The organism is Pseudomonas sp. TE3644 (genome assembly GCF_056278815.1).
Genome location: NZ_JBWBQF010000001.1, coordinates 5420430 through 5442649, shown reverse-complemented (window position 1 = coordinate 5442649; position 22220 = coordinate 5420430). Strand labels below are relative to the sequence as shown.

Annotated in this window: 17 protein-coding genes; 6 read left to right on the top strand and 11 right to left on the bottom strand. The window is 62.7% G+C overall.

Features of this window, described 5'->3' with window-relative positions:
• Window positions 1-91 precede the first annotated feature (91 nt).
• The 11 genes from ACZ9GA_RS24060 to ACZ9GA_RS24010 form a co-directional block, all read right to left on the bottom strand.
• Complete coding sequence (locus ACZ9GA_RS24060) at window positions 92-847, bottom strand: AraC family transcriptional regulator (protein WP_457360305.1); 756 nt, start codon at window positions 845-847, stop codon at window positions 92-94.
• A gap of 146 nt (window positions 848-993) precedes the next feature.
• Window positions 994-1965 (bottom strand): peptide ABC transporter ATP-binding protein, encoded by a 972-nt coding sequence (locus ACZ9GA_RS24055; protein ID WP_457360307.1) that lies wholly within the window; start codon window positions 1963-1965, stop codon window positions 994-996.
• Complete coding sequence (locus ACZ9GA_RS24050; RefSeq protein ID WP_457360309.1) at window positions 1965-2933, bottom strand: ABC transporter ATP-binding protein; 969 nt, start codon at window positions 2931-2933, stop codon at window positions 1965-1967. The genes ACZ9GA_RS24055 and ACZ9GA_RS24050 overlap by 1 nt, the downstream gene beginning before the upstream one ends.
• Before the next feature lie 10 nt (window positions 2934-2943).
• Entirely contained in the window at window positions 2944-3855 is a 912-nt protein-coding gene (locus tag ACZ9GA_RS24045) for an ABC transporter permease subunit (RefSeq protein WP_027976777.1), read from the bottom strand.
• A gap of 10 nt (window positions 3856-3865) precedes the next feature.
• Window positions 3866-4876 (bottom strand): ABC transporter permease subunit, encoded by a 1011-nt coding sequence (locus ACZ9GA_RS24040; protein ID WP_027976778.1) that lies wholly within the window; start codon window positions 4874-4876, stop codon window positions 3866-3868.
• Window positions 4877-4953: 77 nt separating this feature from the next.
• Entirely contained in the window at window positions 4954-6549 is a 1596-nt protein-coding gene (locus ACZ9GA_RS24035) for an ABC transporter substrate-binding protein (protein WP_457360311.1), read from the bottom strand.
• 68 nt (window positions 6550-6617) lie between these two features.
• Window positions 6618-7994 (bottom strand): OprD family porin, encoded by a 1377-nt coding sequence (locus tag ACZ9GA_RS24030; RefSeq protein WP_457360313.1) that lies wholly within the window; start codon window positions 7992-7994, stop codon window positions 6618-6620.
• A gap of 162 nt (window positions 7995-8156) precedes the next feature.
• Window positions 8157-9758 (bottom strand): ABC transporter substrate-binding protein, encoded by a 1602-nt coding sequence (locus tag ACZ9GA_RS24025; protein ID WP_457360315.1) that lies wholly within the window; start codon window positions 9756-9758, stop codon window positions 8157-8159.
• A gap of 288 nt (window positions 9759-10046) precedes the next feature.
• On the bottom strand, window positions 10047-11660 hold the full coding sequence (locus ACZ9GA_RS24020; RefSeq protein WP_457360317.1) for an ABC transporter substrate-binding protein: 1614 nt from the start codon (window positions 11658-11660) through the stop codon (window positions 10047-10049).
• Between the two features lie 366 nt (window positions 11661-12026).
• Window positions 12027-13625 carry an ABC transporter substrate-binding protein gene (locus ACZ9GA_RS24015; RefSeq protein WP_457360319.1) on the bottom strand — a complete coding sequence of 533 codons (1599 nt, stop codon included), beginning with the start codon at window positions 13623-13625 and terminating at the stop codon, window positions 12027-12029.
• Window positions 13626-13781: 156 nt separating this feature from the next.
• Window positions 13782-14489 (bottom strand): SIMPL domain-containing protein, encoded by a 708-nt coding sequence (locus tag ACZ9GA_RS24010; RefSeq protein ID WP_457360321.1) that lies wholly within the window; start codon window positions 14487-14489, stop codon window positions 13782-13784.
• A gap of 607 nt (window positions 14490-15096) precedes the next feature.
• Here ACZ9GA_RS24010 and ACZ9GA_RS24005 point away from each other — a divergent pair.
• The 6 genes from ACZ9GA_RS24005 to ACZ9GA_RS23980 all read left to right on the top strand — a co-directional run bounded on the left by ACZ9GA_RS24005 (window position 15097) and on the right by ACZ9GA_RS23980 (window position 22217).
• Complete coding sequence (locus ACZ9GA_RS24005; protein WP_457360323.1) at window positions 15097-16359, top strand: ATP-binding protein; 1263 nt, start codon at window positions 15097-15099, stop codon at window positions 16357-16359.
• Window positions 16352-16912: a response regulator transcription factor gene (locus ACZ9GA_RS24000; protein WP_027976787.1), complete on the top strand. Its 561-nt coding sequence runs from the start codon at window positions 16352-16354 to the stop codon at window positions 16910-16912. Before ACZ9GA_RS24005 ends, ACZ9GA_RS24000 begins: the two co-directional genes overlap by 8 nt.
• 76 nt (window positions 16913-16988) lie before the next feature.
• A complete protein-coding gene (locus tag ACZ9GA_RS23995; protein WP_457360325.1) occupies window positions 16989-18725 on the top strand; it encodes an ABC transporter ATP-binding protein/permease in 1737 nt (578 codons plus the stop codon).
• 66 nt (window positions 18726-18791) lie between these two features.
• The gene (locus ACZ9GA_RS23990; RefSeq protein WP_027976789.1) at window positions 18792-19538 is read left to right on the top strand and encodes a FadR/GntR family transcriptional regulator; all 747 of its coding nucleotides are present in this window, start codon (window positions 18792-18794) and stop codon (window positions 19536-19538) included.
• 265 nt (window positions 19539-19803) lie between these two features.
• Window positions 19804-20715: a 5-dehydro-4-deoxyglucarate dehydratase gene (gene kdgD / locus ACZ9GA_RS23985; RefSeq protein ID WP_457360327.1), complete on the top strand. Its 912-nt coding sequence runs from the start codon at window positions 19804-19806 to the stop codon at window positions 20713-20715.
• A 137-nt stretch (window positions 20716-20852) separates the two neighbouring features.
• Window positions 20853-22217 carry an MFS transporter gene (locus ACZ9GA_RS23980; RefSeq protein ID WP_457360329.1) on the top strand — a complete coding sequence of 455 codons (1365 nt, stop codon included), beginning with the start codon at window positions 20853-20855 and terminating at the stop codon, window positions 22215-22217.
• Window positions 22218-22220: the final 3 nt, after the last annotated feature.

The window sequence follows — 22220 nt, the reverse complement described above, 5'->3', positions numbered from 1 at the left end:
GGCATGTAGCCGCTGCCGTAGGCTGCGCTGGCCGGTGTGAACCCTGAAGATTTCAAGCGTGGCGCAGGGCCAGCGCAGCCTGCGGCAGCGGCTACTTGCGTTGTTTGAGGTAGGCGGTGGGGGACAGGCCGGTGTGCTGGCGGAAGCATTTGTAGAAGGCTGACAGCGAGTTGAACCCGGCAGCAAAGGCCAGTTCGTCGATGCGCGCGTTGGGTGTCTGCTCCAGGGCGCGCAGCAGGTGTTGCAGGCGGGCCTGGTTGACGTAGGGGTAGAAGCGCTGGCCCAGCACCTGGTTGAGCAGGTAGGACATCTGGTTGCGGCTGTAGCCGCAGGCGCGGGCGACTTCCTGCAGGTCCAGGTCGGGGTTGAGGTAGGGTTGCTGGTGCTGGAAGTAGTGCTGCAGGTCTTGCGCCATGATGCCCAGTTGCCGCGGCGACAGCCCCAGGCGCGCGGTGGCCGGGCGCGGTGCGTCGGCGACGTTTTCGCGTACCAAAGCTGCGTATTCGTTGACCTGCCAGATCAGCCCGTCGCGCACCACGATGGCCTCGCTGGCGCGGAACGACACCAGGTTGGCGGCGCCGCGCAGGGTCAGGGTGTATTGGATGAAGGCGGTGTCGCCGTCGACGCGGATGCGGTCGCTGTGGTCCAGGGCTTCATCGGCGTTGCGCGGCAGGTTGGCCTGCACGTAGTCACGCAATTGGGCCAGGCCCAGGGTGAGGTGCTGGAAAAAGTCGTGGTATTGGATGTCGGGGTGGTAGAGCGCCATGATGCCGTCCAGGTCGCGCTGTTTCCAGCACAGGTGGTAGCGGGTGACGGTGGCTAGGGTGGGGCTGGAGTCGCTGTGCATCGATGCTCCGGTGGTGGGGCTGATGGCCTCATCGCGAGCAAGCTTTGCTCCCACAAGCGTACGCCTCGGTTGTGGTTAGCACTGTGGGAGCAAAGCTTGCTCGCGATAGCGGTAGAACAGCCGCCATCGCGATCAAGGTGGTTACATCAGTTCAAGAACTGCTCGGCATAGTGGCAGGCCACTTGCCGGGTATCGACCTGGCGCAGTTCCGGCACTTCGCTGGCGCAACGCTCGGTGGCGTACGGGCAGCGCTTGTGGAAGGCGCAGCCAGGCGGCGGGTTGAGCGGGTTGGGCAGCTCGCCGACGATCTTGATCTTCGGTTTCGCCGGATCCGGCTTGAGGGTCGGCGTGGCGGACAGCAGCGCCTGGGTGTAAGGGTGCAGCGGACGCTTGTAGATGTCCTCCTTGGGCCCCATTTCCGCCGGCCGGCCCAGGTACATCACCAGCACGTCATCGGCCACATGGCGCACCACCGCCAGGTTGTGGGAGATGAACACGTAGGCGGTGTTGAACTGCTGTTGCAGGTCCATGAACAGGTTCAGCACCTGCGCCTGGATCGACACGTCCAGCGCCGAAGTCGGCTCGTCCGCCACCAGCACCTTGGGCTGCAGCATCATGGCGCGGGCCAGGGCGATGCGCTGGCGCTGGCCACCGGAGAACATGTGCGGGTAGCGCTGGTAATGCTCGGGGCGCAGGCCCACCTGCTGCATCATCGCCTGCACTTTCTCGCGGCGCTCGGCCTTGTTCAGGTTGGTGTTGATCAGCAGCGGCTCGCCCAATTGGTCACCGATTTTCTGCCGCGGGTTGAGCGAGGCGTACGGGCTCTGGAACACCATCTGCACGTCCTTGCGCAGTTGCTTGCGCTCGGCCTTGGTGGCGCCGTGCACTTCCTGGCCGGCGATTTTCAGCGAGCCGGAAGTGGGTTCCTCGATCAGGGTCAGGGCGCGCGCCAGGGTGGACTTGCCACAGCCCGACTCGCCGACCACGGCCAAAGTCTTGCCGGCCTCCAGTTCGAACGACACGCCATTGAGCGCGCGCACCAGGGCGTGGCCCTTGAACAGGCCACGGGACACTTCATAGTGACGGGTGAGGTCGCGGGCAGTAAGTACGACGGCCATCAAGCCACCTCCTGGTTCAGCGGGTAGAAGCAACGGGCCAGGCTATGGGCCTTGGGGTCCAGCGCCGGGCGCTGGGTGCGGCAGTTGTCCTGGGCGTAGGGGCAGCGTGGCGACAACAGGCAGCCCTGGGGGCGGTCATAGCGGCCGGGGACGATGCCCGGCAGCGTGGCCAGGCGCGCGGCGCCTTCGCTGTGCTCGGGGATCGCCGCCAGCAACGCTTCGCTGTACGGGTGGCCCGGCAGGTCGAACAATTGCGGCACCTGGCCCACTTCAACGGCTTGGCCGGCGTACATCACGCACACGCGCTGGGCGGTTTCGGCCACCACGGCCAGGTCGTGGGTGATCAGGATCAGCGCCATGTCCTGCTCTTTCTGCAGGTTGAGCAACAGCTCCATGATCTGCGCCTGGATGGTCACGTCCAGGGCGGTGGTGGGTTCGTCGGCGATCAGCAGTTTCGGCTCGCCGGCGATGGCCATGGCGATGGCCACGCGCTGGCTCATGCCACCGGACAGCTGGTGCGGGTAGGCATCCAGACGGCTTTCGGCGCCGGGGATTTCCACCTTCTTCAGCAGTTCCAAGGCACGCTGACGCGCCTGCTTGTTGTTCATGCCCAGGTGCTGGCGCAGCACTTCCTGAATCTGGAAGCCCACGGTGTAGCTGGGGTTGAGCGCGGTCATGGGGTCCTGGAAAATCATCGCCAGGTCTTTGCCCACCACTTGCCGACGTTGGCGTGCGCTGAGCTTGAGCATGTCGCGGCCGTCGAAGTTCAGTGCGTCGGCAGTGATGATGCCAGGGTGATCGATCAGGCCCATCAGCGCCATCATGGTCACGGATTTGCCCGAGCCCGATTCGCCGACGATCGCCAGTACTTCACCCTTGTCCACCGACAGGTCCAGCCCGTCGACCACCGGCACGGCCTTGGCATCGCCAAAGCGCACATTCAGATTGTTGATTTGCAACAGTGACATGGTCGTCCCCTCAGGCGGCATTCTTGAGTTTGGGGTCCAGCGCATCGCGCAGCCCGTCGCCCATCAGGTTGATTGCCAGCACGCTGAGCAAAATGGTCAAACCAGGCAGGCTCACCACCCACCAGGCACGTTCGATGTAGTCGCGGGCCGAGGCCAGCATGGTGCCCCACTCAGGGGTAGGCGGCTGTACGCCCAGGCCCAGGAAGCCCAGCGCCGCAGCGTCGAGGATCGCCGAGCTGAAGCTCAAGGTGGCCTGCACGATCAGCGGTGCCATGCAGTTGGGCAGCACGGTGACGAACATCAGGCGCAGCAGGCCGGCACCGGCCAGGCGCGCGGCGGTGACGTAGTCGCGGTTCAGTTCGCCCATCACCGCGGCGCGGGTCAGGCGCACGTAGGAGGGCAGCGAAACCACGGCAATGGCGATCACGGTGTTGATCAGGCCTGGGCCGAGGATGGCGACAATCGCCACGGCCAGCAGCAGCGAGGGCAGGGCCAGCATCACGTCCATCAGGCGCATGATGCTGGGGCCCATGATGCGCGGGAAGAACCCGGCCAGCAGGCCCATGAAGATGCCCGGGATCAGCGACATCACCACCGACGACAGGCCGATCAGCAGCGACAAACGCGAGCCGTGGATCAGGCGCGACAGCAGGTCACGGCCCAGCTCGTCGGTGCCCAGCAGGTATTGCCACTGGCCGCCCTGCAGCCACACGGGCGGGGTCAGCAGCGCATCGCGAAACTGCTCGCTGGGGTCATGGGGCGCCACCCACGGCGCGAACAGCGCGCAGAAGATGATCAGCAGCATGAAGGCAAGGCCGGCGACGGCGCCCTTGTTCTTGGCGAACGCTTGCCAGAATTCCTTGTACGGCGAGGGGTACAGCAGGCTTTGGTCAACGGTGACCGCGTTGTTTGGAGTAGTCATGTGCGGTACCTCAGCGCTGATGGCGGATGCGTGGGTTGGCCAGGCCGTAGAGGATGTCCACCACGAAGTTGACCAGGATCACCAGGCAGGCGATCAACAGGATGCCGTTCTGCACCACGGGGTAGTCCCGGGCGCCGATGGCTTCGATCAGCCATTTGCCCACGCCGGGCCAGGAGAAGATGGTCTCGGTCAGTACGGCACCGGCCAGCAGGGTACCCACTTGCAGGCCGAACACGGTCAGTACCGGGATCAGCGCGTTGCGCAGGCCATGCACGAACACCACGCGCGCGGGCGACAGGCCCTTGGCGCGGGCGGTGCGCACGTAGTCTTCACGCAGCACTTCGAGCATGGAGGAACGGGTCATGCGCGCGATCACCGCCAGCGGGATGGTACCCAGCACGATGGCCGGCAAAATCAGGTGGCGCAGCGCATCCACGAACGAGCCTGGCTCGTCACTGAGCAGCGTGTCGATGAGCATGAAGCCGGTTTTCGGCTCGATGTCGTACAGCAGGTCAATGCGCCCGGACACCGGCGTCCAGCCTAGGCTGACCGAGAAGAACATGATCAGGATCAGGCCCCACCAGAAGATTGGCATCGAATAGCCAGCCAGGGAGATGCCCATCACCCCATGGTCAAATAAAGACCCCCGCTTGAGCGCGGCGATCACGCCGGCCAGCAGCCCGACGATGCCGGCGAAGATCAGCGCGGCGATCGACAGCTCCAGGGTGGCCGGGAACAGCGACAGGAATTCGTGCCAGACGCTTTCGCGGGTACGCAGCGATTCGCCCAGGTTGCCATGCGCCAGGTTGCCGATGTAATCCAGGTACTGGGCATAGAGGGGTTTGTTCAGGCCCAGGCGCTCCATGGCCTGGGCGTGCATTTCAGGGTCGACGCGCCGTTCGCCCATCATCACTTCCACGGGGTCGCCCGGAATCAGGCGTATCAGTGCGAATGTCAGCAACGTGATGCCGAAGAAGGTGGGGATCAACAACCCCACGCGGCGGGCTATAAAACTAAACATCTTGAGTGGTACCTCATCAGCCGGTTAGGCAGTTCCTGCCCGCAGCCCGTGGGGGATGCGGGCGGGCGTTCTTCTTGTTACTTCACCAGGGTTGTAGCGAAGTTGTTATTGGTCAGGGGGTTAATGTGATAACCCTCGACGTTTTTGCGCACGGCGGTAAACAAGCGTGGGTAGGCCAGGCTCAGCCAGGGGATGTCCTTGGCAAAAATAGCCTGGGCCTGCTTGTAGGCCTGTTCGCGTTCTGCCGGGTCGCTGCTGGCACGTGCCTTGGCGAGGAACCCGTCGAAGTCCTTGTTGCACCAGCGTGCGGCGTTCTCGCCGCTGCTGGTTGCATCGCAGCTCAGGTTGGGGCTGAGGAAATTGTCCGGGTCGCCGTTGTCGCCGGCCCAGCCGTAGAAAGCCAGGTCATGTTCGCCCTGTTTGATGCGTTTGACCATTTCACCCCATTCGAGCACGCGAATATCGAGCTTGAGACCGATCTTGGCAAGGTCTCCCTGCAACAACTGGGCCGCCAGGGTGGGGTTGGGGTTGGTGGGGCCGGCGCCGTTGCGGGCGAACACGGTGAATGAGGTGCCCTCGGGCACGCCCGCTTCCTTGAGCAAGGCGCGGGCCTTGTCCAGGTCGTGGGGCGGGTCGACGATGCTTTTGTCAAAGCCCAGCAGGGTAGGCGGATACGGCCCGGTACCGGAGGTGGCACCGCCCGCGCCGAACAAGGTCTTGACCAGGGTGGGCTTGTCCACGGCCATGGCGATGGCCTGGCGCACGCGCACGTCGCTCAGGTACTTGTGCGAGGTGTTGATGGCCAGGTAGCTGGTCATCAGCGCCTCCATTTCGTCCACCCGCAGGTTGGGGTCGGCCTTGATGGCGGCGATGTCGTCGGGCTTGGGGTAAACGGCGACCTGGCATTCATTGGCGCGCAATTTCTGCAGGCGCACGTTGCTGTCCAGGGTAATGGCGAACACCAGCGCTTCGCTGGGGGCCACGCCTTTGTAGTAATCGGGGTTGGCCTTGTAACGGACCATGGCGTCCTTGCTGTAGCGCACCAGGATGAACGGCCCGGTGCCAATCGGCTTGCTGTTGATGTCGGCGGTCTTGCCGGCTTTCAGCAGTTGGTCGCCATATTCGGCGGAGTAGATCGACGCAAAGCCCATGGCCATATCCCGCAGGAAGGGTGACTCGGGACGCTTGAGGGTGAAACGCACAGTGTAGTCGTCCACCTTGTCGATGCCTGCGATCAGGTCTTTCATGCCCATGGCTTCAAAGTAGGGGAAGCCCATGGGCGCCTTGTCGTGCCACGGATGCTTGGGGTCCAGCTGGCGCTGGAAGCTCCACAACACGTCATCGGCGTTGAAGGTGCGGCTGGGCTTGAAGTAGTCGGTGGTCTGGAACTTCACGCCCTGGCGCAGGTGAAACGTGTAGGTGGTGCCGTCGTCGCTGATGTCCCAGCGCTCGGCCAGGTCAGGGATGACGTCGGTGGTACCCGGTTTGAAGCCCACCAGGCGATTGAAGAGGGTTTCCGAGGACGCGTCGGCGGTGACGGCGGCCGTGTACTGCACGATGTCGAACCCTTCGGGGCTGGCTTCGGTGCACACCACCAGAGGTTTTGCCGAGACGCCGACGGCGACGCTGAACAGTGCTGCCGCAATTGCGGCACGTAGGGGAAGCGCTTTCATGTAGTCCCTCTTTGATCAATTGCCAGTGGCCTTGGGGCGGTGGATCGCACCGTCCCAGGAGCCGTGGTTTACAGGATGTTGAACGGAACCGTGGTAACGATCCGCAGTTCGTCCAGGCTGCCATCAGCCTGGTTGGCACTGGCGCGGTGGGCGGTATAGGTGGCCCGCACGCTGGTGTCTTTCAGGGCGCCGCTCTGAATCACGTAGGAGGTGCCCACGCCGTATTCATAGTGATGCTCGCCGTCCATCTGGTTCACTTTGTAGGCAGTGCCGGTGTAGTGCGTACCGTCGATACCCCAGCCGCGCGCGGTGTACACGTTGAACTTGAGGCCCGGTACACCGTACTGGGCCATGTTCAGGCCGTAGGCCACCTGGAAGGACTTCTCGTTGGGACCGTTGAAGTCCGACAGCAGCGAGTTGGCCAGGAAAATGCCGTTGGTTTCGTGCAAGTAGTCGAAGTACTCGTTGCCGTTGATCTCCTGGTAGGCCAGGGTCAGGCTGTGGGCCTGGTGGGTGGCGGTCAGCGACAGGCTGCCGGCCTGGTTGTCGATCTCGCCCATCTTGCGGGCGCCGGTGTCGCGGGTTTTGTAGTAGTTGACCCCGGTGGTCAGGCTGACCACGGCGCTGTCACCCAGCACGTGGGTGGCGCCGAAGTAGTACTGGTTCCAGAAGTCTTCCACCTGGGTGGCGAACAGCGTGGTGGTGACGCTTTCGAACGGCTGGTAGTTCACGCCGGCAGTGCTGACGCGGTCGGTCTCCACGCCCGTGTTGCTGTATTCGGAGCGGAACTTGCTCAGGCTCTGCTCGGTACGCGGCGAGACGCGGTCGAAAGTGCCGGCCTGGAACGACAGGTTGTTGAATTCCTTGCTGTCGATCGAAATGCCCTGGAAGCTGGACGGCAGCGCGCGGTTGCCGATGGTGGCCACCATGGGGGTGTCCATGGCCTGGCGGCCCAGGGTCAGGGTGGTGTTGGACACTCGCGCCTTGAGGTTGCCCAGGCCCAGTTTGCTCCACTGGCCCACGGCATCACCGTTGCTGTCAGCCAGGGTGCGGTTGTTGGAGCCGCCGTTGCGGGCGCTGCCGCGTTCCAGTGCCACTTCGTTGTACAGCGCCGCTTCCACGCCAAAGCCTACCGTGCCCTGGGTGAACCCCGAGGTGTAGTTCACGGTGGTGCTTTGCAGCCAGTTGGTGCGGTTGTTCATCGGTTCACGGTCGCCGTTTTTGGCGTGTGTGAACAGCGGCCCACGCTTGGATTGTTCGCGGGCGTACCAGTTGCGGGTATTGCCCGACAGGCTCTGGTCTTCGACGAAACCCTTGGCGTCGGCCTGGGCGCTGGTGGTTTTCAGCGTGGTGGGCGTGAAGGCCTGGCTGGCGTCATCGGCAAACGCCAGGGTCGACAGCCCGCTGATGGATAAGGCCAGCATTGTTTTTCTTGTCATGCTCATGGTGAAGCTCCTTGGTCTTTTCTTTTTTTTATGCCGGTACCTTCAGGTACGCGGTCAACTAGGTACAACTGTGTTTGCAAACGTTTGGCCTTGTTCAATTGGCCGCAGTTTGCCGTGCGTTGATGCCCGCAAGCCTGGGCTTGCGCATCGGTGCGGGTTGGCTCACTCGGTGACGGATACCCCGGAGAACTCGTTGCGGCCAAAGGGGCTGACCTTGAAGCCCTGCACCTTGGCGCTGATGGGTTGGCTGACGGTGGAGTGCGCCACCGGCGTGATCGGCACCTGGGCCTTGAGGATCTGCTGGGCCTGGCGGTACAGCTCGCTGCGCTGTTCGCGGTCGGCCAGGGTCTTGGCTTTTTTCACCAGCGCGTCGTAGGTGGGGTCACACCAGCGCGCGGCGTTATTGCTGCCGATGGCGTCGCAGCTGTACAGGGTGCCCAGCCAGTTGTCGGGGTCGCCGTTGTCGCCGGTCCAGCCCAGCAGGGCGACGTCGTGTTCGCCATTCTTGGTGCGCTTGAGGTACTCGCCCCATTCGTAGCTGACGATGCGCGCCTTGATGCCTACCTTGGCCCAGTCGGACTGCAGCATTTCGGCCATCAGCTTGGCGTTGGGGTTGTAGGGGCGCTGCACGGGCATGGCCCACAGGGTGATTTCCTGGCCTTCCTTGACCCCGGCTTCGCGCAGCAGCTGGCGCGCTTTTTCAGGGTTGTAGGGCGCGTCCTTGACGCTTTCGTCATAAGACCACTGGGTGGGCGGCATGGAGTTGACCGCCAGCTGCCCCGACTCGTGGTAGACCGACTCTACGATGGCCTGCTTGTTGACAGCCATGTCCAGCGCCTGGCGCACCTTGAGCTGATTGAACGGCGCACGCTCGACGTTGTAGGCGATGTAGCCCAGGTTGTAGCCCGGGGCTTCCAGTACCTTCAGTTTGCTGTCCGCCTTCAGCGCGGCCAGGTCTGCCGGGCGTGGGTTGAGGGTGACCTGGCATTCGTTTTTGCGCAGCTTCTGCACGCGCACCGAGGCGTCGACGTTGATGGCGTAGATCAACTGCTCGATCTTGACCTGCTCGGGTTCCCAGTAGTGTTCATGGGCCTTGTAGCGGATCTGCGAGTCTTTCTGGTAGCGCTGCAGGGCGAAGGGGCCGGTGCCGATGGGCTTGTGGTTGATGTCACTGGGCTTGCCGGCCTTGAGCAACTGCTCGGCGTATTCGGCCGACAGGATGGCGGCGAAGCTCATGGCAATGTTCTGCACGAACGCGGCGTCCACGCTGCGCAGGGTAAAGACCACGGTCATGGGGTCTTGCTTGGTGATGCTGACGATATTCTTGTCCAGCCCCATGGAGCCGAAGTACAGGAACTCGGTGGGGTAGGCCTTGGTGAACGGGTGGTTGCGGTCGAGCATGCGGTTGAAGGTGAACAGCACGTCGTCGGCATTGAAGTTGCGGCTGGGGGTGAAGTCCTTGTTGCTGTGAAAACGCACGCCTTCGCGCAGGTGGAAGGTGTAGGTCAGGCCATCTTCGGAAATGTCCCAGCGGGTGGCCAGGGCCGGGACCACGGCGGTGCCGCCGCGCTCGAACTCGGTGAGGCGGTTGTACAGCGGGTGCGCGGCATCGTTGTCGGTACCGCCGGTGAACTGGGCGATATCGAAGCCTGCCGGGCTGCCTTCGGAGCAGAACACCAGGCTCTTGCCGTTGGCGTGGCTCAGCGGTATCTCAGCCAGCAGGCCGAGGCTCAGTAGCGATGCAACCAGATGGTGTTGACGCATGACGGTCTATTCCTTGGTGTCTGGATCGAAGTGCCCGTGTATTGCTTGAGGGCGGGCTTCGAAACTAGGGGCGCCAGCCTTGACCGTAAATGCGCGTTTTCCCTGGGGCTTGTAGGACGTTTCTGAAATGCACGAAGTCCCTGCGTGAAAATGCAGTAATCGTTGTCTTCAGGAAATTCCCACGGACCAATGTGTAGCCGCTGCCGCCAGGCTGCGCTGGCCCTGTGCCCCACGGGGAATCTCCGGGGTTCACTCGGGCCAGCGCAGCCTTCGGCAGCGGCTACAGGTTTACTTCTTGCTGTCGTCGATGCCCACGCCGTAGAACGAGTTCAGGCCGAACGGGCTGATCTTGAAGTCCACCACGCTGTTGCGCATTGGCTGATAGACCGTGGAGTGGGCGATCGGAGTGATCGGCACCTGGTCTTTCACGCGATGCTGGGCCTGCTTGTACAGCTCGGTGCGCTTGGCCTGATCAGCAGTGGCCTTGGCCGCCTTGACCAGTTTGTCGAAGTCGGCGTCACACCATTTGCCGAAGTTGTTGCCGTTGATGGCATCGCAACCCAGCAGGGTGCCCAGCCAGTTGTCCGGGTCACCGTTGTCACCGCTCCAGCCGATCAGCATGGCATCAGTCTCGCCGTTGTGGGCGCGCTTGATGTACTCGCCCCACTCGTAGCTGACGATGTTGGCCTTGATGCCGATCTTGCCCCAGTCCGACTGCAGCATTTCAGCCATCAGTTTGGCGTTGGGGTTGTACGGGCGCTGCACCGGCATGGCCCACAGGTTGATGGTGGTGCCCTCGGGAATGCCGGCTTCCTTGAGCAGAGCCTTGGCCTTCTCGGGGTCGTAGGCCGGGTCCTTGATGGTGGTGTCGTAAGACCACTGGGTCGGCGGCATGGCGTTGACGGCCAGCTGGCCTGCGCCCAGGTACACCGACTTGATGATCTGCTGCTTGTTGACCGCCATGTCCAGCGCCTGGCGGAACTTGAGGTTGTCGAACGGCTTGTGGGTCACGTTGTAGGCGATGTAACCGAGGTTGAAGCCGGCCTGCTCAGGCATCTTCAGGTTTGGGTCGGCCTTGAGCGGCTCGATGTCGGCCGGGCGCGGGTACGCGGTGATCTGGCACTCGTTTTTCTTCAGCTTCTGCATGCGCACCGAGGCATCGGTGGTGATGGCGAAGATCAGGTTATCGACCTTCACATCCTCAGGCTTCCAGTAGTCCTTGTTGCCCTTGAAGCGGATCTGGGCGTCCTTCTGGTACTTGCTGAACACGAAAGGACCGGTGCCGATCGGCTTCTGGTTGAGATCCTGTGGCTTGCCTTCCTTCAACAGTTGGGCGGCGTATTCGGCCGACTGGATGGAGGCGAAGCTCATGGCCATGTCCTGGATGAACGCGGCGTCGACGGTCTTGAGGGTGAACTTGACGGTGTGGTCGTCCAGTTTCTCGACCTTGGTGATGTTGTCGTTCATCCCCATGTCGGTGAAATACGGGAATTCGGTGGGGTACGCCTTGCGGAACGGCATGTCCTTGTCCAGCATGCGGTTGAAGGTGAACAGCACGTCGTCGGCGTTGAAATCGCGGGTCGGCTTGAAGTAGTCGGTGGTGTGGAACTTGACCCCTTCACGCAGATGGAAGGTGTAGGTCAGGCCGTCCGGGGCGATGTCCCAGCTGGTGGCCAGGCCAGGAACGACGGCGGTGCCGCCGCGCTCGAACTGGCTGAGGCGGTTGAACATGGTTTCGGCCGAGGCGTCGAAGTCAGTGCCGGTGGTGTACTGGCCCGGGTCGAAGCCCGCCGGGCTGCCTTCGGAGCAAAACACCAGGCTGGTGGGTGCTGCCAGGGCAAAAGGAGCGCTGGCTAGCAGCCCGGCGCCGATCAGAAACGGAATGACCGCGTGTTTGAGCATGGTGGCCTCAGTTGTTGTGTTTTTTGATTGAGGAGGACCTTGTGGGTCTACCTGCCGATACTTATGCAGGCGGCATACCCAAAGCAATACTTTGGCGTCAGCGAAAGGACAAACTGTGGAACTGGCGTACAAGAATGTCGCATGGATATAAAAAAGTATTCATTTGAACGTTTGCGTACGTTTTATTTGGTGCGTTGCGCGCCCAAAAACTGATCATTTGGTCAGGATTGTGCGCCAAAATGGTGCGCCACATAACGGCCTTCCCTGTGGGAGCGGGCTCTGCCCGCGAAGGGCGCGCCGCGTTGTACCTGGCGAGCTGAGGCGCTCTTTTCGCGGGTAGAACCCGCTCCCACGTGCCGGGAAAGGCTACTTCAGGCTTACGCCATAGAAGGGCGTCAAGCCGAACGGGCTGATGCGGAAGTCCTGTACTTCCTTGCGCATGGGTTGGAACACCGTGGAGTTGGCGATCGGGGTGATCGGCACCTGCGCCTTGAGGATGTGCTGGGCCTGTTGGTACAGCTTGATCCGCTCGTCACGGTTGCTGCTCAGCTTGGCCTGCTGGATCAGCTTGTCGTAGGCGGGGTCGCACCACTTGGCGTAGTTGCTGCCCTTCACCGCACCGCAGCTGTACAGCACGCCCAGCCAGTTGTCGGGGTCGCCGTTGTCACCGGTCCAGCCGTAGATCATCACGTCGTGCTCGCCGGCCTTGGCGCGCTTGATGTACTCGCCCCATTCATAGCTGACGATATTGGCCTTGATGCCCACCTTGGCCCAGTCGCTCTGGATCATCTGCGCCGACATGCGCGCATTGGGGTTGGAGGCGCGTTGCACGGTCATGGCCCACAGATCGATGGTGGTGCCTTCCTTGACCCCGGCTTCCTTCAGCAGCGCACGCGCTTTATCCGGGTTGTAGGGGGCGTCCTTGACGGTCGGGTCGTAAGACCATTGGCCCGGCGGGATGGCGTTCTGCGCCAGCTGGCCGGCGCTCTGGTACACCGCCTTGATGATGGCCGGCTTGTCGATGGCCATGTCCAGGGCCTGGCGCACCTTGAGCTGGTCCAGGGGCTTGTGGGTGACGTTATAGGCCAGGAAACCCAGGTTGAAGCCGGGCTGGCTGAGCACTTTCAGGTCGGGGTCCTGCTTGGCCACTTCGATGTCTTCGGGGCGTGGGTAGCCGCTGACCTGGCACTCGCCGCGCTTGAGCTTCTGCAGGCGCACAGCGGCGTCCGGGGTGATGGAGAAGATCAGGTTGTCGAGCTTCACATCCTCGGGCTTCCAGTAGTCCTTGTTGCCGACGAAGCGGATCTGCGCGTCCTTCTGGTAGCGCTTGAACACGAACGGACCGGTGCCGATGGGCTTCTGGTTGATGTCGGCGGCCTTGCCCTGCTTGAGCAATTGATTGGCGTATTCGGCGGACTGGATGGAGGCGAAGCTCATGGCCAGGTTCTGCACGAAGGCGGCGTCGATATGGTTGAGGCTGAACACCACCGTGTGCTCGTCGGTCTTGGTCACCGACTTGATGGTGGTGTTGAGGTCCATGTCGTTGAAGTACGGCGACTCCGACGGGTAGGCCTGGCGGAACGGCTGCTGCGGGTCCAGCAGGCGGTGGAAGGTGAACAGCACGTCGTCGGCATTGAAGGTGCGCGTGGGCGTGAAATAGTCGGTGGTGTGGAACTTGACGCCGTCGCGCAGGTGGAAGGTATACGTCAGGCCGTCCTTGGACACGTCCCAGGAGGTGGCCAGCCCCGGTTCGACCTCGGTGCCGCCGCGCTTGAACTGGGTCAGGCGGTTGAACACGGTTTCGGCCGAGGCATCGAAATCGGTGCCGCTGGTGTACTGGCTGGGGTCGAAGCCGGCGGGGCTGGCTTCCGAGCAATAGACCAGGGTGCTGGCGGCCTGCGCCAGGGGCGCGCCGGCCAGCAGGGCGGCGGCGAGCAGCAGCGGGGTGAAGGCGGTTTTGTCCATGAAAGCCTCAAGGGGTGCGTTAATCGAACGCAGAATACCCCATCTGTTGCCCCTATCACCGTAGCCGCTGCCGCAGGCTGCGCTGTCCGGCGTGAACCCTGAAGATCTCCAGTGGGGCAAAGGGCCAGCGCAGCCTGGCGGCAGCGGCTACAGCGGTTACGGCATCTGCACTTCGATGGTGCCGTCAGCGTTCATGCTGACCTGGCTGGTGCCGGCTTCCACTTCAGGGGTAGGTGCCGAATCGGCCATGGCCGACTTCATCATCATCGCCGCCCGGGGGAACGGCTGCTGATAGCCGCTGCTGTTGAGGTTCATGCTGACCACTTTATAGCCCTTGCCGCCCAGCGCCTCGGTCGCCAATTGGGCGCGGGCCTTGAACGCGGCCACGGCATCCTTGAGCAGCGCGTCTTCGCTCTGGGTGCGGGTCTTGGGTGAAATGGTGAAGGTCATGCCGCCCATCTTCAGGTCTTGCAGCAACTGCCCGGTGAGGGTGGACAGGGCCGGGAAGTCGGCGCTTTCCAGGCGCAGCTCGGCGTGCTCGCGCCAGCCGGTGATCTTCTGGCCCTTGTCGTCGTAGATAGGGTAGCTGTTGCGGCTGCCCTGGCTGATCTTCACTTCCTTCACCGCGCGGGCCTTGCCCAGCGCCTTGTTCATAGCCTCGGTGACCTGGGCGGCGAGCTTGGCGGGGTCGGCGTTCTGTTCTTCGCTGTACAGGGTGACCAGCATCAGGTCACGTGGCACTTCCTGGCTGACCTCGGCGCGCAGCGAGATCTGGTTGTAGCGGGGCTCGTCGGCCATGGCCGACAGGCTGGCAAGCAGGCCGGCGCCCAGGAGGAGGGCGGTGCTGCGGCGGAGGGTGTGCATGGGGGACTCCTTGTGGGCAAACCGATGAGACTGTAGCTGCCGGGCGGCGGTTCATCATGGATGTGTAACCATTTATGCCCCACAAATGCCTCCAGTCAAAAAACAGAGGCGGCTGAGGTGACCTCACAGACATAACTGGCCCGAAACAAATGTAGGACCGGCCTCTGGCCGGGAAGCGCCGCGCGGGCGGCGCGCGATCTCCAGAACGCAGCAGAACCCAAGGCATGCACCTCCAAACCACAACGCGATCCTGTAGCAGCGGCCGCCAGGCCGCGTCGGCGGTGTCCCTGGCGGACCGCAGTGCCTGTGACGCGACCTGGCGGCCGCTGCTACGGGGGATGTGGTGTTGTTGAGAGGTGCATGTCTTGAGTTCTGCTGCGTTCTGAAGATCGCGCGCCGCCCGCGCGGCGCTTCCCGGCCAGAGGCCGGTCCTACATTTGTTTCGGGCCAATTATGTCTGGGAGGTCGCCTGGTCCGCCCTGTTTGTTTGGCATAGGAGCTGTGGCGCGGCATTTGCGCTGTGGCGCTTTGCCGCAGTTTTGTCTGCGCCCTGCGCTAGTTTGTTACACTTGTAACGATCTACCTGGAGCGCTCATCAGGAGAGCTCATGCTCGTCCCATCCATGCCGTTGTCCGCTACACGTCAGAACCTCTGGCGCCTGACCTTTATCCGCATCCTGGTGCTGGCCGCGCAAGCCGGTTCGGTGGGCTTTGCCTACCTGACGCATTTGTTGCCGCTGCCTTGGCTGCAATTGAGCATCACCCTGGCGATATCGCTGCTGCTGTGCACCGTCACCGCGCTGCGCGTGCGTGCTTCGCTGCCGGTGACCGAGCAGGAATACGCCCTGCAACTGACCTGCGACCTGCTGCTGCACAGTGCGCTGCTGTATTACTCGGGTGGGTCGACCAACCCGTTCGTCTCGTATTACCTGGTGCCCCTGACGATTGCGGCGGTAACGTTGCCGTGGCTGTATTCGGTGATTCTCTCGGGTATCGCCCTGGCCTGCTATTCGCTGCTGCTGGTGCGCTTCTATCCGTTGCCCACCTTCCCCATCGACCGGGCCATTCTGCAGAACTACGGCATGTGGCTGAGTTTTGCCCTGGCCGCCGGGGTGATCACCTTCTTCGCCGCGAAAATGGCCGAGGAACTGCGCCGTCAGGAGCAGATGCGCGCCCAGCGCCGCGAAGAGGGCCTGCGTGACCAGCAACTGCTGGCCGTGGCCACCGAAGCCGCTGGCGCGGCCCATGAATTGGGCACGCCGCTGGCGACCATGAGCGTGCTGCTCAAGGAAATGCGCCAGGACCACCACGACCCGGCCCTACAGGAAGACCTGCAGGTGCTGCAGGACCAGGTCAAACTGTGCAAGGAAACCTTGCAGCAGCTGGTGCGCGCCGCCGAGGCCAACCGCCGCATGGCCGTGCTGGAGCAGCCCGTCACCCAGTGGCTGGACGAAGCCCTGAACCGCTGGCACCTGATGCGCCCCGAAGCCACCTACCGCTTCCAGCGTCTGGGCCAGGGCGAGGTGCCGGAGCTGGCGCCACCGCCAGACCTGACCCAGGCGCTGCTGAACCTGCTGAACAACGCTGCCGACGCCTGCTCCGAAGGCTTGCAGGTGCACCTGGACTGGAACGCTGAAGATATCTTCATCGTGATTCGCGACCACGGACCCGGTGTGCCTCTGGCTATCGCCGAGCAAATCGGCAAACCTTTCTTTACCACCAAGGGCAAAGGCTTCGGCCTGGGCCTGTTTTTGAGCAAGGCCAGCGTGACACGCGCAGGCGGCTCGGTAAAACTCTATAGTCATGAACAGGGCGGCACACTTACCGAGCTGCGCCTGCCCCGTGACGCCCGAGGAGACAGACATGAGTGACGAAAACCAGGTCGAAGGCGAAGAGCTGCCGCATCTGTTGCTGGTCGACGACGATTCGACCTTTACCCGCGTGATGGCCCGCGCCATGGCGCGTCGCGGCTTTCGCGTAAGCACCGCCGCCAGCGCCGAGGAAGGCCTGAAGCTGGCCCAGGACGACATTCCCGACTACGCCGCCCTGGACCTGAAAATGGAAGGCGACTCGGGCCTGGTGCTGCTGCCCAAGCTGCTGGAGCTGGACCCGGAAATGCGCGTGGTGATCCTGACCGGTTACTCGAGCATTGCCACCGCGGTGGAGGCTATCAAGCGCGGCGCCTGCAACTACCTGTGCAAGCCGGCCGACGCCGACGACGTGCTGGCGGCCCTGCTGTCCGAACACGCCGACCTGGACACCCTGGTGCCGGAAAACCCGATGTCGGTGGACCGCCTGCAGTGGGAACACATCCAGCGCGTGCTGACCGAGCACGAAGGCAACATCTCCGCCACTGCCCGCGCCCTGGGCATGCACCGGCGCACCCTGCAGCGTAAATTGCAGAAGCGCCCAGTCCGGCGCTGAGCGCCCGACGTGTTGATTCCAGATCCCCGCGCATCAAGGCCGATGCGCGCGCGGGTCACCATTATCGAGCTTATTCATGAATCAGAACGCTGAGCATTCCGCGGTCAACGATGCTGTGCGCGGTCATTTTCTGCGCCGGGTCTGGGGTTTGATTACCCCGTATTGGAAAAGTGAAGAAAAGGGCAAGGCCTGGTTGCTGCTGCTGACCATCCTCGGTCTGTCGCTGGCCATCGTGGCCATGTCGGTATGGTTCAACAGCTTCAACCGCGACATGTACAACGCTCTCGAGAAGAAGCAGTACGACGCGTTCGTCAAACTGATCCTCTATTTCTGCGGCATGGCCACGGTGTTCATCGCCCTTGGCGTAACCCAGACCTACCTGACGCAGATGCTGACCATCAGTTGGCGGCGCTGGCTGACGGAAAAGCATTTCCACAAGTGGCTGGCGCACAAGAATTACTACCGTCTTGAGCAGCAGGGCTCCACGGACAACCCCGACCAGCGGTTGACCGAGGATTTGCGCGACTTCACCAGCGACACCCTGACCATCGGGCTGGGCTTTATCAGCAATATCGTCAGCCTGGCGTCGTTTTCGGTGATCCTGTGGGGTATTTCCGGCGCGCTTGAAGTCTGGGGCATCACCGTTCATGGCTACATGTTCTGGGCGGCGGTGCTGTATGCACTGGCCGGCACCCTGATCACGCACCTGGTGGGGCGCCGCCTGATCGGCTTGAGCAACAACCAGCAACGGTACGAGGCAGACCTGCGTTTCGGGCTGATTCGCATGCGTGAAAACGCCGAGACGATCGCCTTGCTGGATGGCGAAAAGGTGGAGAACCAGCGTCTGGAGGCGCGTTTCCGCCAAGTGTGGAACAACTACTGGTCGATCATGCGCGTACAGAAACGCATGAATATCTTTACCAGTGGTTACGCACAGATCGCCAACATTTTCCCTGTCGTGGTCGCCGCGCCGCGGTATTTCTCCGGGGCTATCGAACTGGGTGTGCTGATGCAGGTGGCCGGCGCGTTCGGCAACGTGCAGGGCAGCTTGAGCTGGTTCATCGATGCGTATGCCAAGCTGGCTGACTGGCGCGCCACCTGCGACCGTCTGCTCAGTTTCCGCCAGGCCATGGACGAGAACGAGTCGCGCACCGGGGGTATCCAGGTGCAGCAACAAGGCAATCAATTGCACATTGCCGACCTGGAACTGACGTTTGGTAGCCGCCAGCTGCTGCAAGGCGCCAGTCTGAATGTTGCGGCGGGTGAGCGCGTGTTGCTCAGCGGTCGTTCAGGCAGCGGCAAGAGCACCCTACTGCGGGCCATGGGCAATCTGCTGGCCCAGGGGCAGGGGCGCATCGACATGCCCCAGGCACGTTCGCTGTTCATGCCGCAGAAGCCTTACCTGCCCATTGGCAGCCTGCGCGAGGCGTTGAGTTATCCACAACCGGGAGACGCGTATGCTCAGGATCGCTATGAGCACGTGCTGACGGTCTGTCGCCTGCCGCACCTGGTGGCACGCCTGGACGAAAGCGCCCACTGGCAAAGTCTGCTGTCCCCAGGCGAGCAACAACGCCTGGCCTTCGCCCGCGCCTTGCTGTACGCGCCGCAGTGGCTCTATTTGGACGAAGCCACCTCGGCCATGGACGAAGAAGACGAAGCCTTGCTGTACCAGGCCCTGATCGACGAATTACCCGGTATCACATTGATCAGCGTCGGCCACCGCAGCAGCCTCAAGCGTTTCCACTCCCGGCACATACGCCTGGAGGGTGGACATTTGCAGACACAAACAATGGGCGAGGCGACCACCGTCTAGGTGGTCGTACCACTGGAATGCGCTATGATGCGCCTATACACGTGATTTCGAGATAAGAAGTTCGCCATGGAAACGCCAATCGCCCCGCCTCGCGGCCGCCGCAAACCGCGCAGCCTTGCCCAGGAACTGGTCACCGTGCTGACCGAGCGCATCCTCAAGGGTGAGCTCAAGCGCGGCGACAAGCTGCCCACCGAGTCGGCGATCATGCAGGAGCAGGGCGTCAGCCGCACCGTAGTGCGCGAAGCCATTTCGCGCCTGCAGGCAGCGGGGCAGGTGGAAACCCGCCATGGCATCGGCACCTTCGTGCTCGACACGCCCAGCCCCAGCGGCTTCCGCATCGACCCGGCAACCATCGTCACCTTGCGTGACGTACTGGCGGTGCTGGAACTGCGCATCAGCCTGGAAGTGGAATCGGCCGGGCTGGCCGCCCAGCGCCGCTCGCCTGAACAGCTGGCGGCCATGCGTGCGGCGCTCGACGCCCTGGCGGAAAGCGCGGCGCATGCCTCGGACGCCGTGGCGTCTGACTTCCAGTTCCACCTGCAGATTGCCCTGTCCACGGGCAACCGCTATTTCACCGACATCATGACCCACCTGGGCACCAGCATCATCCCGCGCACGCGGCTGAACTCTGCGCGCCTGGCCCATGATGACCAGCAGCACTACATGAACCGCCTGAGCCGCGAGCACGAAGAGATCTACGAGGCCATCGCCCGTCAGGACTCCGACGCTGCCCGCGCGGCCATGCGCCTGCACCTGACCAACAGCCGCGAACGGCTGCGCCAGGCGCACGAAGAGGCGCAGGCAACCGCCTGATCCTGTTGGTTCTTTGTAAGCATATGTGGGAGCGGGCTCTGCCCGCGAAAAGCCCGCCGCGGTGCTTCAGCTGCTGCGCGGTGTTCTTTTCGCGGGCAGAGCCCGCTCCCACATGGTGTCCCTCAATTCCATTTTTGCTGCATCTACGCCCCGTATGACATTTCGTCGCACACCCTATTGAGCATTCATAATTTCAGTTGTACGATGACGTACGACATCAGCGAAGGCTGAGCGCACATTCCACGCAAACCAGGGTGTTCGAATAATGAATCCACAAGAACTGAAGTCCATCCTCTCCGCCGGCCTGCTGTCTTTCCCGGTGACCGATTTCAATGCCCAGGGCGATTTCGATCGCACTGGTTACATCAAGCGCCTGGAGTGGCTGGCCCCGTACGGTGCCAGCGCCCTGTTCGCTGCCGGCGGTACCGGTGAATTCTTCTCCCTGGCTGCCAGCGAGTACTCGCAAGTCATCAAGACTGCCGTCGACACCTGCGCCCGTAGCGTGCCAATCCTCGCCGGCGTCGGTGGCGCCACCCGCCAGGCCATCGAATACGCCCAGGAAGCCGAGCGCCTGGGCGCCAAAGGCCTGCTGCTGCTGCCGCACTACCTGACCGAAGCCAGCCAGGACGGCGTTGCCGCCCACGTGGAAGCGGTGTGCAAATCGGTGAACATCGGCGTCATCGTCTACAACCGCAATGTCTGCCGCCTGAACGCCGTGCAGCTGGAACGCCTGGCCGAGCGCTGCCCTAACCTGATCGGTTACAAGGACGGCCTGGGTGACATCGAATTGATGGTGTCGATCCGCCGTCGCCTGGGCGACCGCTTCAGCTACCTGGGTGGCCTGCCGACCGCCGAAGTCTACGCCGCTGCCTACAAGGCGCTGGGCGTGCCGGTTTACTCCTCGGCGGTGTTCAACTTCATCCCGAAAACCGCGATGGACTTCTACCACGCCATCGCCAAGGAAGATCACGTCACCGTCGGCAAGATCATCGACGACTTCTTCCTGCCGTACCTGGACATCCGTAACCGCAAAGCCGGCTACGCCGTGAGCATCGTCAAGGCGGGCGCCAAGATCGCCGGCTACGACGCAGGCCCGGTGCGTACCCCGCTGACCGACCTGACGGGTGAAGAGTACGAAATGCTGGCTGCCCTGATGGACAAGATGGGCCCGCAGTAAGCGTTGACCGCTCCTGCCCACCGCCGAGGGACCCGGCGGTGGGTGGGGCAACAAGCGTGGCGCCAGCCTGACGTCCCCGCTGATACAGTTTGTGAAAAACCCGCGTTAAAAAAAATAATCAGTGGGAGTACACCTTCATGCAAGCCGCCAAGCAGACGCATGTCCGCTATTTGATCCTGTTCATGCTGTTTGTGGTGACCACGATCAACTACGCCGACCGCGCGACCATCGCTATTGCCGGTTCCAGCCTGCAAAAAAGCCTCGGCATTGACGCCGTCACCTTGGGTTTCATCTTCTCCGCGTTCGGTTGGGCCTATGTGGCCGGGCAAATCCCCGGTGGCTGGCTGCTGGACCGCTTCGGCTCGAAGAAAGTCTACGCGCTGAGCATTTTCACCTGGTCGCTGTTCACCGTGCTGCAAGGCTTCGTCGGTGAATTCGGCGTTTCTACCGCCGTGGTTGCGCTGTTCATGCTGCGCTTTCTGGTGGGGCTGGCCGAAGCGCCGTCCTTCCCCGGCAACGCGCGCATCGTCGCGGCCTGGTTCCCCACGGCCGAACGCGGCACCGCGTCGGCGATTTTCAATTCCGCGCAATATTTCGCCACCGTGCTGTTCGCACCGCTGATGGGCTGGATTGTCTTCACCTTCGGCTGGCAGCATGTGTTCATGGTGATGGGCGGCATTGGCATCGTGTTTTCGGCGGTGTGGCTGAAAGTGATCTACAGCCCGCGCCAGCACCCACGCATCAACAGTGCCGAGTTCGAACACATCGCCAGCAACGGCGGCATGGTCGACATGGACGACAAGCCCCAGGGCAAGCGCGAAGGCCCGAAATGGGACTACGTGCGCCAGCTGTTGACCAACCGCATGATGCTGGGCGTGTACCTGGGCCAGTACTGTATCAACGGCATTACCTATTTCTTCCTGACCTGGTTCCCGGTGTACCTGGTGCAGGAGCGCGGCATGACCATCCTCAAGGCTGGTTTTATCGCTTCGCTGCCGGCCATCTGCGGCTTTATCGGCGGCGTGCTGGGCGGCATCATTTCCGACTGGCTGCTGCGCCGTGGCCATTCCCTGACCTTCGCGCGCAAGACGCCAATCATCGGCGGCCTGCTGCTGTCGACCACCATCGTGGCCTGCAACTACGTGGACATCGAATGGATGGTGGTAGGCTTCATGGCCCTGGCGTTCTTCGGCAAGGGTGTGGGCGCGCTGGGCTGGGCGGTGGTATCGGACACCTCGCCCAAGCAGATCGCCGGCCTGAGCGGTGGCCTGTTCAACATGTTCGGCAACATTGCCTCGATCACCACGCCGATCGTCATCGGCTACATCATCAGCACCACCGGCTCGTTCAAATGGGCCCTGGTGTTCGTCGGCGCCAACGCGCTGGTGGCGGTGATCAGCTACCTGGTGATTGTCGGCCAGATCAAACGGGTCGAGCTGACCGAGCCGCCGAGCAAAGGCTCGCGCAAGCCGGTAGAACAGCTGGCCCCAGCCAAAATTTGAGGA

Coding starts and splice junctions, on each gene's coding strand:
- ACZ9GA_RS24060 (WP_457360305.1), bottom strand. CDS start 847: ATGCACAGCGACTCCAGCCCCACCCTAGCCACCGTCACCCGCTACCAC.
- ACZ9GA_RS24055 (WP_457360307.1), bottom strand. CDS start 1,965: ATGGCCGTCGTACTTACTGCCCGCGACCTCACCCGTCACTATGAAGTG.
- ACZ9GA_RS24050 (WP_457360309.1), bottom strand. CDS start 2,933: ATGTCACTGTTGCAAATCAACAATCTGAATGTGCGCTTTGGCGATGCC.
- ACZ9GA_RS24045 (WP_027976777.1), bottom strand. CDS start 3,855: ATGACTACTCCAAACAACGCGGTCACCGTTGACCAAAGCCTGCTGTAC.
- ACZ9GA_RS24040 (WP_027976778.1), bottom strand. CDS start 4,876: ATGTTTAGTTTTATAGCCCGCCGCGTGGGGTTGTTGATCCCCACCTTC.
- ACZ9GA_RS24035 (WP_457360311.1), bottom strand. CDS start 6,549: ATGAAAGCGCTTCCCCTACGTGCCGCAATTGCGGCAGCACTGTTCAGC.
- ACZ9GA_RS24030 (WP_457360313.1), bottom strand. CDS start 7,994: ATGAGCATGACAAGAAAAACAATGCTGGCCTTATCCATCAGCGGGCTG.
- ACZ9GA_RS24025 (WP_457360315.1), bottom strand. CDS start 9,758: ATGCGTCAACACCATCTGGTTGCATCGCTACTGAGCCTCGGCCTGCTG.
- ACZ9GA_RS24020 (WP_457360317.1), bottom strand. CDS start 11,660: ATGCTCAAACACGCGGTCATTCCGTTTCTGATCGGCGCCGGGCTGCTA.
- ACZ9GA_RS24015 (WP_457360319.1), bottom strand. CDS start 13,625: ATGGACAAAACCGCCTTCACCCCGCTGCTGCTCGCCGCCGCCCTGCTG.
- ACZ9GA_RS24010 (WP_457360321.1), bottom strand. CDS start 14,489: ATGCACACCCTCCGCCGCAGCACCGCCCTCCTCCTGGGCGCCGGCCTG.
- ACZ9GA_RS24005 (WP_457360323.1), top strand. CDS start 15,097: ATGCTCGTCCCATCCATGCCGTTGTCCGCTACACGTCAGAACCTCTGG.
- ACZ9GA_RS24000 (WP_027976787.1), top strand. CDS start 16,352: ATGAGTGACGAAAACCAGGTCGAAGGCGAAGAGCTGCCGCATCTGTTG.
- ACZ9GA_RS23995 (WP_457360325.1), top strand. CDS start 16,989: ATGAATCAGAACGCTGAGCATTCCGCGGTCAACGATGCTGTGCGCGGT.
- ACZ9GA_RS23990 (WP_027976789.1), top strand. CDS start 18,792: ATGGAAACGCCAATCGCCCCGCCTCGCGGCCGCCGCAAACCGCGCAGC.
- kdgD (WP_457360327.1), top strand. CDS start 19,804: ATGAATCCACAAGAACTGAAGTCCATCCTCTCCGCCGGCCTGCTGTCT.
- ACZ9GA_RS23980 (WP_457360329.1), top strand. CDS start 20,853: ATGCAAGCCGCCAAGCAGACGCATGTCCGCTATTTGATCCTGTTCATG.